Annotated in this window: 9 protein-coding genes; 3 read left to right on the forward strand and 6 right to left on the reverse strand. The window is 65.1% G+C overall.

Going from position 1 to position 11,710, the window contains the following annotated elements:
* Positions 1 to 187 precede the first annotated feature (187 nt).
* Together BLU88_RS16920 and BLU88_RS16925 are read right to left on the reverse strand one after the other, a co-directional pair.
* Positions 188 to 1,150 carry an AraC-like ligand-binding domain-containing protein gene (locus BLU88_RS16920; protein WP_092016560.1) on the reverse strand — a complete coding sequence of 321 codons (963 nt, stop codon included), beginning with the start codon at positions 1,148 to 1,150 and terminating at the stop codon, positions 188 to 190.
* A gap of 171 nt (positions 1,151 to 1,321) precedes the next feature.
* Positions 1,322 to 1,918, reverse strand: a complete 597-nt coding sequence (locus tag BLU88_RS16925; RefSeq protein ID WP_092016562.1) for a TetR/AcrR family transcriptional regulator — start codon at positions 1,916 to 1,918, stop codon at positions 1,322 to 1,324.
* Between the two features lie 100 nt (positions 1,919 to 2,018).
* On the opposite strand from BLU88_RS16925, the gene BLU88_RS16930 reads away from it, so the two are divergent.
* Both BLU88_RS16930 and BLU88_RS16935 read left to right on the forward strand, forming a co-directional pair.
* Positions 2,019 to 3,956: a primary-amine oxidase gene (locus BLU88_RS16930; protein WP_092016565.1), complete on the forward strand. Its 1,938-nt coding sequence runs from the start codon at positions 2,019 to 2,021 to the stop codon at positions 3,954 to 3,956.
* Between the two features lie 194 nt (positions 3,957 to 4,150).
* Complete coding sequence (locus tag BLU88_RS16935; protein WP_092016568.1) at positions 4,151 to 5,791, forward strand: GMC family oxidoreductase; 1,641 nt, start codon at positions 4,151 to 4,153, stop codon at positions 5,789 to 5,791.
* A 74-nt stretch (positions 5,792 to 5,865) separates the two neighbouring features.
* On the opposite strand, the gene BLU88_RS16940 is transcribed toward BLU88_RS16935, so the two are convergent.
* Together BLU88_RS16940 and BLU88_RS16945 are read right to left on the reverse strand one after the other, a co-directional pair.
* Complete coding sequence (locus BLU88_RS16940) at positions 5,866 to 6,828, reverse strand: aldo/keto reductase (protein WP_092016571.1); 963 nt, start codon at positions 6,826 to 6,828, stop codon at positions 5,866 to 5,868.
* 126 nt (positions 6,829 to 6,954) lie between these two features.
* Positions 6,955 to 7,800: a DNA-formamidopyrimidine glycosylase family protein gene (locus BLU88_RS16945; RefSeq protein WP_092016573.1), complete on the reverse strand. Its 846-nt coding sequence runs from the start codon at positions 7,798 to 7,800 to the stop codon at positions 6,955 to 6,957.
* Between the two features lie 233 nt (positions 7,801 to 8,033).
* Between BLU88_RS16945 and BLU88_RS16950 the strand changes: the two genes are divergently transcribed.
* Positions 8,034 to 9,968 (forward strand): aconitate hydratase, encoded by a 1,935-nt coding sequence (locus BLU88_RS16950; RefSeq protein ID WP_092016576.1) that lies wholly within the window; start codon positions 8,034 to 8,036, stop codon positions 9,966 to 9,968.
* 69 nt (positions 9,969 to 10,037) lie between these two features.
* Here BLU88_RS16950 and BLU88_RS16955 read toward each other — a convergent pair whose 3' ends face one another.
* Together BLU88_RS16955 and BLU88_RS16960 are read right to left on the reverse strand one after the other, a co-directional pair.
* Complete coding sequence (locus BLU88_RS16955; RefSeq protein ID WP_092016579.1) at positions 10,038 to 10,844, reverse strand: FadR/GntR family transcriptional regulator; 807 nt, start codon at positions 10,842 to 10,844, stop codon at positions 10,038 to 10,040.
* Between the two features lie 12 nt (positions 10,845 to 10,856).
* The gene (locus BLU88_RS16960; RefSeq protein ID WP_092016582.1) at positions 10,857 to 11,669 is read right to left on the reverse strand and encodes a 3-oxoacyl-ACP reductase; all 813 of its coding nucleotides are present in this window, start codon (positions 11,667 to 11,669) and stop codon (positions 10,857 to 10,859) included.
* Positions 11,670 to 11,710 lie beyond the last annotated feature (41 nt).

Here is an 11,710-nt window from a genome sequence, read left to right on the forward strand (position 1 = left end):
CGGTGAACCCGGGCCGCCTTTGGCCGGGTACGAGCTGAGAGTGCTCATGTGATCCGCCTAACAGTCATATGTGATTACTGTCAGTGTGAGCGCTGCCTGCTCACCGCGTCTTGGCTTTGCAGGCAGAGTTCTTGACGATTCGCGCATCCGCACCCGCGCAGTGCGACTCGGTGCCGGTCATTCCTTCTCAGTCGGCGTGGACGCTGCGGCGATACCCGGCGGGCGGCTGGCCGACCGCGCTGCGGAACAGTCGGGAGAAGTGTGCCGGATCGTTCAGTCCCCAGCGGGCGCCGATGGCGGCCACCGGGGTTTGTCGCTGCCCGGGGTCGGCGAGGTCGAGCCGGCACTTCTCGATGCGGCGCCGCCGGATCTCCCCGGCCACGGTCTCCCCGCTGCCTTCGAAGATCTGGTGCAGGGTCCGCACCGAGATGAAGTGGGCGGAAGCGATGGTCGACGGCGTGAGGTGAGGATCTGAGAGGTGGGTATCGATGTAGTCGGTGATATCGGCCCACAGTCGCTGCCGTTCGTCGACATCGCCGCTCGCGGCCGAGAGCTCGTCGGCCATCACCGTGGTGAGCAGATCGACGACGTTGCCTGCCAGCCGCACACCGGTTGCCCGGTTGAGGCTCGGCAACATGGCTCCGGCCTGGGAGATGACCTGGGCGGCGACCGCTCCGAGCTGATGGTCGGCACCGATCGGGGTGGCGGTGAGCTGGCCGACGGTTCCGGGAGGAAGGTTGACCCGCGACTGCGGGAACATCATGACGTAGGACGAGAAGTCCGAATCGAAGCTGAGCGTGTACGGCCGGGACGTGTCGTAGATGGCCAGCGATCCCGGAGCCAGGGCCATCTCTCGCCCGTCCTGGATGAGCAGGCCGTGCCCGTCGAGCTGCAGCGAGACCTTGAAGTAGTTCGTACCGGCCGCGCGTCCGTGTGCCTGCGATCGGGCACGGGCGATCAGTTCGGGGGTGCGCAGGACGGCATGGGGATTGGCGTTGACCTGCGACATCACCACAGAATCGTAGTCGCGCGCACTGATGCGACCTCGGAATCCGCCTCGGCGCTGGGGCTCGGTATCGAGCGGCACGAACGAGTCGGAGACCAGCCCCTGCCAGCCGTCGAAATCGTTCGCGGTGTCTTCAAGCAACATCGTCGTCCTTAGCTCACTCGGCCCCATCTGCTTCGTCGAAGGCCCGTTGTCCGGTCACTCTATCCCCAACCATCGCGCCAGTCACGGCTCCGGGCCCTTTTACTGACCATTCGGTCGCCTATCTTCGGCAAAGCCCCTTCCGGTCCCGACCCCTGCACGGTCGGCCCGGGTTCAGTCCTGCCGCCCGAGTCGGGCGATGACGTAGTCGAGCTGGGTCCGGAGGCCAGCGAAGTCGAATCCGTGCCCGCCGATGATCGCGGTGGTCTGCGCACCGAGGAGGTACGTGAGGAACACCTCGGCCTCGGATTCGATGTCGATCTCGGTCCGCAGCCGAGAGTCGGCATCGGCCTCGCGGAGCCAGGAGACGATCCAAGCGCCCCAGAGCTCCATGGTCTCAGCGGTCGCGCGGGCATGCTCGGAGTCCTGGGCCACCTCGGCGAGATAGGACAGGACGACGCGAGCTTCATCGTGCAGTTCCGGCGTCACTGGGAGCACCTCGTGCGCGAAGGCACGCAGAGCATCGAGTCCGCGCAGACTCGCCGTCGAGGTCGCCACCCTGGCGTTCGTGGCCTCGAAGACGTACAGGTAGGTGGCCGCGAGGAGATCCGCCTTCGAACCGAAATACGTTTTGACGACCCCGTTGGCAAAGCCTGCCTCTGCCGCGATATCGCGCATTGTCGCCCCGCCAAGGCCCTGCCGGACGATCAGGCGCAGCGTCGCTTGCACGAGGTCCAGTCGACGCTGGTCATGGTCGACGATCTTGGGCATGGCTCCTCCACAGCGGTTCAGATCGGGTCTTGACTTTATTTGCTACAAGTGTAGCGTTTAGCGTGACTCAGCCCACAGCTCCAGACCGCAAAGGTGCACAATGTCCTGCCATACTTCTGCTCCCGTCGCCGAGGCGACCACCGCCACCCCCTTCACCCTGCCGACCGAGGCCGAGATCTCGACCGTCACCGCGGTGCTGCGCGCTGCCGGCCACTTCCCCGAATCCGCGCGCATGTCCTATGTCGGCCTGCTCGATCCCGTGCGCGGCACAGATCGGACCACCGCCGAGGTGGATCGTCGTTTCCGTGCCCTCGTCCTCGACAAATCCGCCGGCACCGCCCACGACATCGTCGTCTCCGCGACGCGACGTGTCGTCGATTCCGTCGTCGAGGTGGACTCCGCCGCCGACGGCGAGTTCCCCGTCATGGAAGAGGAGTTCGAGGTCGTCGAAGACGTCCTCGCCGCCGACCCGACATGGCAGGCCAGTCTTGCCCGGCGCGGTCTGCCCGTCGAAGAGGTTCGGGTGGCGCCGCTGTCGGCCGGGGTCTTCGAATACCCGGAGGAGAAGGGACGGCGGATCCTGCGCGGGTTGGCATTCCATCAGCAGCATGAGTCCGACTCGGCGTGGGCGCACCCGATCGATGGACTCGTCGCCTATGTCGACGTTACGCACAGAACCGTCGATCGTGTCCTTGATCTCGAGGACGTTCCGGTGCCCTCCGAACACGGAAACTACACGGATCCGGAGCTCACCGGCCCGGCGCGGACCACACAGAAGCCGATCTCGATCACGCAGCCTCAGGGCCCGAGCTTCACCGTCACCGAGGGCAACCACATCGAATGGGAGAAGTGGTCATTCGATGTGGGCTTCGATATGCGCGAAGGCCTCGTCCTGCACAACATCGCCTTCGATGACGGCGATCGCCGCCGCACGATCCTCGACCGGGCGGCGATCGCCGAGATGGTCGTTCCCTATGGTGATCCGTCACCGGTGCGGTCGTGGCAGAACTATTTCGACACCGGCGAATACCTTGTCGGGCAATGGGCGAACTCGCTCGAACTCGGGTGTGACTGCCTCGGCGATATCACCTACCTGTCGCCGTGGGTGGCAAACAACCTCGGCGAACCTCGGCAGATCAAGAATGGCATCTGCATGCACGAGGAGGACGCGTCGATCTTGGCCAAACATTCCGACCTGTGGTCCGGTGTTGCCTACACCCGGCGCAATCGGCGCTTCGTCGTCTCGTTCTTCACCACGGTCGGCAACTACGACTACGGGTTCTATTGGTACCTCTATCTCGACGGCACGATCGAGTTCGAGGCCAAGGCCACCGGCGTCGTCTTCACCTCGGCGCTGCCGAACGGGTCTACGGATTTCGCCTCGGAGATCGCGCCGGGCCTCGGCGCACCCTTCCATCAGCATCTCTTCGGGGCACGTCTCGACTTCGCGCTCGACGGCGGCAGGTGCCGGGTCGAAGAAGAGGATGTCGTGCGTCTGCCGGTCTCGCAGGACAATCCCCGCGGCAATGCCTTCAGCCGGTCCCGAACCGTTCTGGCCACCGAGCTGGCTGCGCAGCGGGATGCAGATCAGGCGAAGGCACGGACGTGGGTGGTGACGAACCCGGAGTCGACCAACCGCCTCGGCGAACCGGTCGGTTACAAGCTGCACCCAACCGGGCTTCCCACCCTGCTGGCCGCCGAGGATTCGTCGATTCATCGCCGCGCGACGTTCGCGTCGAAGTCGCTGTGGGTGTCTCAGTATCGCGAGGACGAACGCTATCCGACCGGGGACTTCCCGAATCAGCACCCCGGGCATGCGGGACTTCCTGCATGGACGGCGGCCGATCGCGGCGTCGACGGGGAAGACATCGTGGTCTGGCACAGCTTCGGCCTCACCCATTTCCCGCGAGTCGAGGACTGGCCGATCATGCCCGTCGACACCGTCGGCTTCAAGCTGCGCCCGGAGGGCTTCTTCGACCGCTCCCCCGTCCTCGACGTCCCCGCCCCCGAGCCCGGCGGCCACTGCTGCGACTCCTAACCTCCCCAATTGCTACCCGACGGGGGCCCAGCAACCTGGCGCCAGGTTGCTGGGCCCCCGTCGGGTAGCACGGAGACGTCGGAGGGAAACGGAATTGACGATGCGCGCACGACCGTCGCCGCCGACTTGCCGAATCGCGCACACCTCAATTGCAGGCATTCCTCACCGGAGACCGACGTCACTAGCCTGTGGGCATGACAACCAAAAATGATGCAGGCACTGTCGCCTCGAACATCGCAGACCAATCGGACACGTTCCCCACCGAGCTGCCGAACGAGCGATTCGACTACATTGTGGTCGGAGCCGGATCAGCCGGGTGCGTGCTGACCCGTCGACTGCTCGATGCCGGGAAGAAGGTCTGCCTCGTCGAAGCCGGCGGAGACGAGACCAATCCGAACATCGACCACCTCAACAACCTCGGACTGATCTGGCATTCGCAGCAGGACTGGGACTACTACACTCCCCCGCAGCCGGCGGCGATGGATCGGCGCATCCACCTCCCGCGCGGCAAGGTCCTCGGCGGGTCGAATGCCCTCAATGCCGTCATCTGGGTCCGCGGTGACGCGTGGGATTACGAACAGTGGGTCGATTCCGGATGCCCAGGGTGGTCGTGGGACCAAGTGTTGCCGGTGTTCAAAGCCATCGAAAACTATGACGGCGAAATCACCGAGAACCGAGGCACCGACGGACCGATGGATGTGCGTGTCGACTACGCTCGCAATCCCCTGCAGGAGGACATGTTCACGGCCGCCACACAGACCGGCGTGCCCGTCAATGACGACTACAACTCCGGCACCGTCGAAGGCATCGGTAAGATCCAGCTCAACGTCCGCGACGGCAAACGGCTCAACACGTGGCGCGCCTACCTCAAGCCCCGCCTCGGCGATGAGAACCTCACGATCCTCACCTCCGCTCACGCCCGTCGGCTCCTCCTCGACGGGACTGCAATCACCGGCCTCGAAATTGATTTCCGCGGCCGCGTCGGTACTCTGGCCGCCGATGAGGTCGTCCTCTCCGCCGGTGCCCTGGCATCGCCTGAGCTGCTCCTGCGGTCGGGCATCGGTCCCGCCGAGGAGCTCGCCGAGATCGGAATCGACTCGGTCCTCGATCTGCCGGGAGTCGGTAAGAATCTCCAGGATCATTGGCTCTCACCGGTCGTCTTCTCCACCGGAGATCAGGAGGTGCCGATGGGAGAGGTCGCTCCGGCCGAGGTTCACTTCTTTGCGAAGTCCCAGCCGGAGCTGCCGGCCCCCGACACGCAGCCGTTGTTCTTCTCCGTGCCGATGTATGCCCAAGATGCCGCCCCTGCTGCGCAGACCGGACCGGGCCCCGGCGGAGCCTTCACCCTGCAGGGCGGCCTGGTTCGCCCGGAGAGTCGCGGAGAGGTGCGGCTGAGCGGGCCGAACCCGCAGGATCCGCTCGTCGTCGATCCGCAGGTGCTCTCGGCGCAGGCCGATGTCGACGCCCTCGTCGCCTCGGTGAAGCAATGCCGTGAAATCGGGCGGGCCGAGGCCTTGTCGTCGTGGCAGCCCACCGAGATCCACCCCGGCCCCGAGGTGGCCGACGAGCACCTCGAAGACTACGTCCGCGGGTCGGTCGTGACCTATCATCACCAGGCCGGGACCTGTCGGATGGGCACGGATTCTGAGGCGGTCGTCGACCCAGCCACGTTCGAGGTCCGGGGTGTAAGTGGGCTGCGGCTGGCCGATGCGTCGATCATGCCGCTCGTACCGACCGGGAATACGAACGCTCCGACGATCATGATCGCCGAACGCGCTGCCGCCGCTCTCGTCGGTTCTCCCGCCGAGGGCATCACCGCCCCCGCCACCCACTGATTCCCCTAATTGCTACCCGACGGCGGCCCAGCTACCTCGCGCGAGGTAGCTGGGCCGCCGTCGGGTAGTAATGGTCAGGAGGGTTCTTCCTCGGCGAACGGAGTCGAGGCCCGGTCGAGACGGTCGACTTCTTCGGCGCTGAGCTCGAGTCCGGGTGCGGCCAGGAGCGTTTCGAGCTGCTCAGGTGTCCGAGCCGACGCAATCGGTGCCGTCACCCCCTTGGCCAACAGCCAGGACAGCGCCACTGTCGCCGGAGCGGCATGGTGCGAATCAGCGATCGCGACGAGGTCGTCGACGACCTTGAGTCCCTCGGCGTTGAAATATCCCTGCACCATTCCACCGCGATCGGCGCCTTCGAGGTCCGCCTCGGTGCGGTATTTGCCGGTGAGGAAGCCGGCCGCGAGGCTGAAATAGGAGAACACCGCGAGATCGCGACGTTCGGCAACCGGGCGCAGATCGGTCTCGAACTCCCGTCGATAGACGAGGCTGTACTGAGGCTGGACGGCCACGGGCTTGACGAGCCCTTCGTCCTCGGCCGCAGCGAACCAGCCGGCCAGTCGCGCGGCGGAGTAGTTCGATACTGCGATATGCGAGGCCTTCCCGGAACGCACGATCTCATCGAAGACGCGGGCCACCTCGGCGATGGGGGTCACCTCATCATCGCGATGGGCATAGTAGAGGTCGACGTGATCGGTCTGCAGGCGCTGGAGGGATGCGTCGATGGCGGTGCGGATGTAGTCGGGATCCTGCGTTTTGTGGTCGGGATGGTCACCGACCTTCGTGGCGAGGACGACCTTGTCGCGGTTGCCCCGTGATGCCAGCCAGGTGCCGATGATGGTCTCGGATTCGCGGCCGGTATTGCCGGGCACCCACGCGGGGTAGGACTCGGCGGTGTCGAGGAAGTTGCCGCCTCCAGCCACAAAGGCGTCGAGGACGGCATGGGACTGCGATTCATCAGCCGTCCATCCGAAGGTGTTCGTGCCGAGGTTGATCGGGAAGATGGACAAATCTGTGCCGGGAATCTGGACCTGCGTCATGGTGCTCCGTTTCGTTCTCGGGTGAGGGCCACCTCGACGAGGCGGCTCACCGTTGATAACGGTCCTTCCCCGATCGGAAATTCCCAGGCCACCGAGATCGGGGAAGTTTTGCGCGGGCACCCGCCGTCATTTCAGCAATCGGTCCATGCGGCGGTCCGACAGCTTCTTCCCGCCGGTCTGACAGCCGGGGCAGTATTGGAGGGATTTGTCGGCGAATGACACCTCGGCGATGGTCTCCCCGCAGACGGGACACGTCTCGCCTGTGCGGCCGTGGACTGAGAATCCGCGTTTCTTCGCGGTCTTGATCTTCCCCGGCGGAAGGCCGACGAGGGTGCTGCGCGCGCTGTTGAGCACCTCGTGGATGGCGTCGTGCAGATTCTGCGGGTCGACGGTCTTCGCGGTGGCGAATGGGGAGAGTTTCGCGGTGTGGAGGATCTCGTCGGTATAGGCGTTGCCGAGTCCGGCGATGATCCGCTGGTCTTCGAGCACGGTCTTGATACGAGAGGGCGATTCGGCTAATGCGGCAGCGAGTTCGTCGACGGTGATGGACAGGGCATCGTGGCAGAGTGATGCGAGAGCGGGCACTTCAGAGGGGTCGCGGACGAGGGAGACTGCGGCGTTCTTCTTCGATCCGGGTTCGATGAGGTCGAAAGCAGCTCCCAAGGCCAGGGTCACGCGCATTCCCAACGGTCCCTTGCCCATCTTGGTCGGACCGCTCGGCGCGGTGTCGTGCCAGGTCAGCCAGCCCATTCGGGCGAAACGGCAGACTAGGACGAGACCGTCGAAGCCGATGATGAGGACTCGCCCACGGCGGTACACCTCGGTGATATCGAGTCCGGCGAGCGCATCGATGTTCGGGTCGACGGTCTTGAGCAGGCTAAGCTCGGCGATGTCGACTCGGGTGACGAATTCGCCGATGAGCCTCGGACGCAGGAACTCCACGAGGGCGTCGACCTCGGGCAGTTCCGGCATGAGACCAGTATGCGCTCCGCCCGCCGATCACAACAGCCCCCTCCTTGCTACCTGACGGCGGCGCAGCAACCTGGCGCCAGGTAGCTCAGCCGCCGTCAGGTAGTTCCGGGACTCCCATTCCCGGTCGCGGGAGGTGACGGCCCTTGAGAACCCCTGAGTCGAGGACTAGCGTGGATTGCCCATCGGAAGCCGTGTGGTTTCGGTGAATCCCTGACTGCCGAAGGAGGCGGACAATGGCTGAGAACGTTGCTCAGAAGCTCATCCGATCGCATCTGGAGTCCGGGGAGCTTGTTCCCGGAAACGAACTCGGGATCCGTATCGACCAGACTCTCACCCAGGATGCGACGGGCACACTGGTCATGCTCGAGCTCGAGGCGCTCGGCCTCGACCGGATCCGCACGGACCTGTCCGTGCAGTACGTCGATCACAACCTGCTCCAGACCGATGAGAAGAACCCGGAGGACCACGAGTTCCTCCGCTCGGCGGCGGCACGCTTCGGGCTGTGGTTCTCCCCTGCCGGCAACGGCGTCTCCCATCCTGTTCACCAGTCCCGGTTCGGCAAGCCCGGGGCGACTCTCATCGGCTCGGACTCGCACACCTGCGCCGCCGGCGCCTTGGGAATGCTCGCCATCGGCGTCGGCGGGCTCGAGATCGCCATGGCCATGGCCGGTGAGCCCCTCTTCATCAGCGCCCCGCAGATCATGGGCGTCGAGCTCACGGGCACCTTGCCCGATTGGGTCTCGGCCAAGGACGTCATCCTCGAGATGCTGCGTCGCCATGGGGTCAAGGGCGGAGTCGGCAAGATCATCGAATACCACGGGGACGGTTTGAAGAACCTCACGGCCATGGACCGGCACGTGATTGCGAATATGGGCGCCGAACTCGGTGCCACCGCTACGGTCTTCCCCGCCGACAATGCCGTCCGCGACTATCTCGAAGCCGTCGACCGCGGCGAGGACTTCACGCGTCTCGAAGCCGACGAGGGTGCCGAATACGATCTCACCGACAGCATCGACCTCTCGCAGCTCGAACCGCTCATCGCCGCTCCTTCCTCTCCGGGCAATGTCACTCCGGTGCGCGAGGTCGCCGGTGATGACGTCTTCCAAGTCGTCGTCGGCTCCTCGGCGAACCCGGGTCTGCGAGATTTCGCCGTCGTTGCCGAAACGTTGGCCGACCGCCAGATCCATCCGCAGATCTCACTCGACATCAACCCCACATCCCGTGAAGTCCTCGCCGACCTCATCGCCGGCGGATGGCTGACCTCGCTGGTGGGGTCAGGCGCCCGGATCCACCAGTCGGGCTGCATGGGCTGCATCGGCATGGGTCAGGCCCCTGCGGTCGGGCGCAACAGTCTGCGCACCATGCCGCGGAACTTCCCCGGCCGGTCAGGCACCGATGAGGATTCCGTGTGGCTGTGCTCGCCGGAGACCGCGGCGGCTGCTGCTCTGACTGGGAAGATCACCGACCCTCGCGACTTCGACATGGACTACCCGCAGGTGCGGCTTCCGGAGAAGTTCTCCGCGAATCGCAAGATGCTCGTCCCACCGCTGGAGCTGGAGGAAGCTCGGGCGGTTGAGCTTGTCAAGGGCTCGAACATCTCGACTCTGCCGGACTTCGAACGGCTGTCCGATGACATCGATCTGGAGATCCTGCTCAAGGTCGGCGACAACGTCTCCACCGACGAGATCATGCCCGCCGGTTCCCGCGTTCTGCCGTACCGGTCGAACATTCCGAAGATCTCCGAGTTCGTCTACATCCAGGTCGACGACACCTATGCCGCCCGCGCCGCCGAGCACGACGGCGGGCACGCGATCGTCGGTGGGGAGAACTACGGTCAGGGATCCTCACGTGAGCATGCGGTCATCGCTCCCCGTTACCTCGGCCTGCGGGTCGTGGTGGCGAAATCATTGGCGCGGATCCACTGGCAGAACCTCGCGAACTTCGGTGTCCTCGCACTCGAGTTCACGAACGAGGCCGACTATGAGTCGCTGTCCCAGGGCGATGTGCTTGAGTTCCGTGGCCTGCGCGATGAGCTCGGTGAGGGGACGACGATCACCGCCGAGGCGGCCGGTCGAAAGTTCGAATTCCACCATGGCCTTTCGCCCCGTCAGGTCGAGATGGTCCTCGCCGGAGGTCGCATCGCCCAACGCGCCGCCCACCTCGCCTGACCCCTCAGGACTACCCGACGGCGGCCCAGATACCTCGCGCCAGGTTGCTGAGCCGCCGTCGGGTAGCAATTATTGGGGAGCGGCGAGGAAGCCTCTCAAAAGGGCCGCGGTGCCGTCGAGGTGTTCGGCCATGGCACTGCGAGCAGCTTCGGAGTCGCCGGCGAGGATCGCCTCATGGATATGCCGGTGCTGCTCGTGGGAGTGGACGAGGTTGGGTTCGATCATCGGGATGCGTTCGAGCAGCTTGTTCGCACGTGTCCGGCTTTCGACCATCGAACGCACGAGACTCGGCGAGCCGGTCATCTGCGCCCAGGTCAGGTGCAGCTGCGAATCGAGGCGGCGGTAAGAGGCCATATCAGAAGCCCGGCTCGCGTCGAGAGCGGACGCCAACTGACCGCGTTGTGCCGCGGTGAGGTCCTGTGCGGCGGCAACCTCGGCAATGCCGATCTCGATGACTTTGCGCCACATCAGAGTGTCATCGACTTCTTCGGGTGAGAATCCGCTGCCGGGACTGTCATCGATCCGCTTCGTCCTCGCGCCCGCAGAGACTCCGCTCCCAGATCCAGCGTCCCCGGCTGCCGCCTCCGCTCGGGACTTCGTCACAAATGTTCCGCCGCCGCGGCCACGGCGCACATTCACCCACCCGGCCGACTGGAGCTCGGAGATCGCCTCACGCAGTGTGGCCCGGGAGATTCCGAGTTGATCGGCGAGTTCCCGCTCGGGTGGGAAGCGCTGACCGGGCGGAATGATACCGAGCCGAATGATCTGCAACAGGCATTCGATCGTCTCCTCGAAGACGTTGCCGGACCGGGCAGGGGCGATCGCCCGCAGGGCGGTCATCTGCGCCTGCAGTGCGCTCACTCCCTCAGCACTCATATCTTCACGATCTCACAGCGGAGTCGTGTAGGCGTTCGTCAGTCCCCCATCGACGGTGAACGACTGTGCGGTGACGAAGGAGGCGTCGTCACTGGCGAGGAACGCGACCGCGGCTGCCATCTCCTCGGCCTCGGCGAACCTGCCCATCGGCACATGGACGAGCCGCCTCGCCGCCATCTCGGGATCCTTGGCGAAGAGTTCGCGCAGCAGTTCCGTGTTCACCGGCCCCGGGCACAGGGCGTTGACGCGGATACCCTCCTTCGCGAATTCGACTCCGAGCTCCCGGCTCATGGCGAGCACCCCGCCTTTGGAGGCGGTGTAGGAGATCTGCGAGGTGGCCGACCCCATGAGCGCAACGAAGGAGGCTGTGTTGATGATCGACCCGCGCCCCTGCTTGCGCATGTGCTTGAGCGCCGCCTGCGAACACAGGTAGACGGAGGTGAGGTTGATGTCCTGAACCTTACGCCATATGTTGAGGCCAGTTTCTGTGATCGAAGCGTCCGCCGTCGGCGAGACTCCTGCATTGTTGAAGGCGACGTCGACGCTGCCGTAGGTGGCCGCGGCGGTGTCGAAGAGGTTCTCTACGGCTGTCGGATCGGTGACGTCGGTGGCGACGAAGAGTCCACCGACCGCCTCGGCGGCCGCCGCTCCGGCTTCGGCATTCGTATCGGCGATGACGACGTTGGCTCCTTCGGAGGCCAGCCGCTTCGACGTAGCGAGGCCGATGCCGCTGGCCCCGCCGGTGACGACAGCGGTGCGGCCGGGCAGGCGGCGGCAGATGATCTCGTCGGATGCGGCGTCGGAGGGCGTCGGTGTTGCGTTCATGGATCTGTCCTTTGTTCGGGGAGGTGGAAATCGCTGCGGAT

Source organism: Brevibacterium siliguriense (assembly GCF_900105315.1).
Classification (GTDB): domain Bacteria; phylum Actinomycetota; class Actinomycetes; order Actinomycetales; family Brevibacteriaceae; genus Brevibacterium; species Brevibacterium siliguriense.

Excerpts from the sequence above, each read along its gene's own strand:
- BLU88_RS16955 (WP_092016579.1), bottom strand. The coding sequence starts at position 10,844 with ATGAGTGCTGAGGGAGTGAGCGCACTGCAGGCGCAGATGACCGCCCTG.
- BLU88_RS16925 (WP_092016562.1), bottom strand. The coding sequence starts at position 1,918 with ATGCCCAAGATCGTCGACCATGACCAGCGTCGACTGGACCTCGTGCAA.
- BLU88_RS16945 (WP_092016573.1), bottom strand. The coding sequence starts at position 7,800 with ATGCCGGAACTGCCCGAGGTCGACGCCCTCGTGGAGTTCCTGCGTCCG.
- BLU88_RS16930 (WP_092016565.1), top strand. The coding sequence starts at position 2,019 with ATGTCCTGCCATACTTCTGCTCCCGTCGCCGAGGCGACCACCGCCACC.
- BLU88_RS16960 (WP_092016582.1), bottom strand. The coding sequence starts at position 11,669 with ATGAACGCAACACCGACGCCCTCCGACGCCGCATCCGACGAGATCATC.
- BLU88_RS16935 (WP_092016568.1), top strand. The coding sequence starts at position 4,151 with ATGACAACCAAAAATGATGCAGGCACTGTCGCCTCGAACATCGCAGAC.
- BLU88_RS16920 (WP_092016560.1), bottom strand. The coding sequence starts at position 1,150 with ATGTTGCTTGAAGACACCGCGAACGATTTCGACGGCTGGCAGGGGCTG.
- BLU88_RS16940 (WP_092016571.1), bottom strand. The coding sequence starts at position 6,828 with ATGACGCAGGTCCAGATTCCCGGCACAGATTTGTCCATCTTCCCGATC.
- BLU88_RS16950 (WP_092016576.1), top strand. The coding sequence starts at position 8,034 with ATGGCTGAGAACGTTGCTCAGAAGCTCATCCGATCGCATCTGGAGTCC.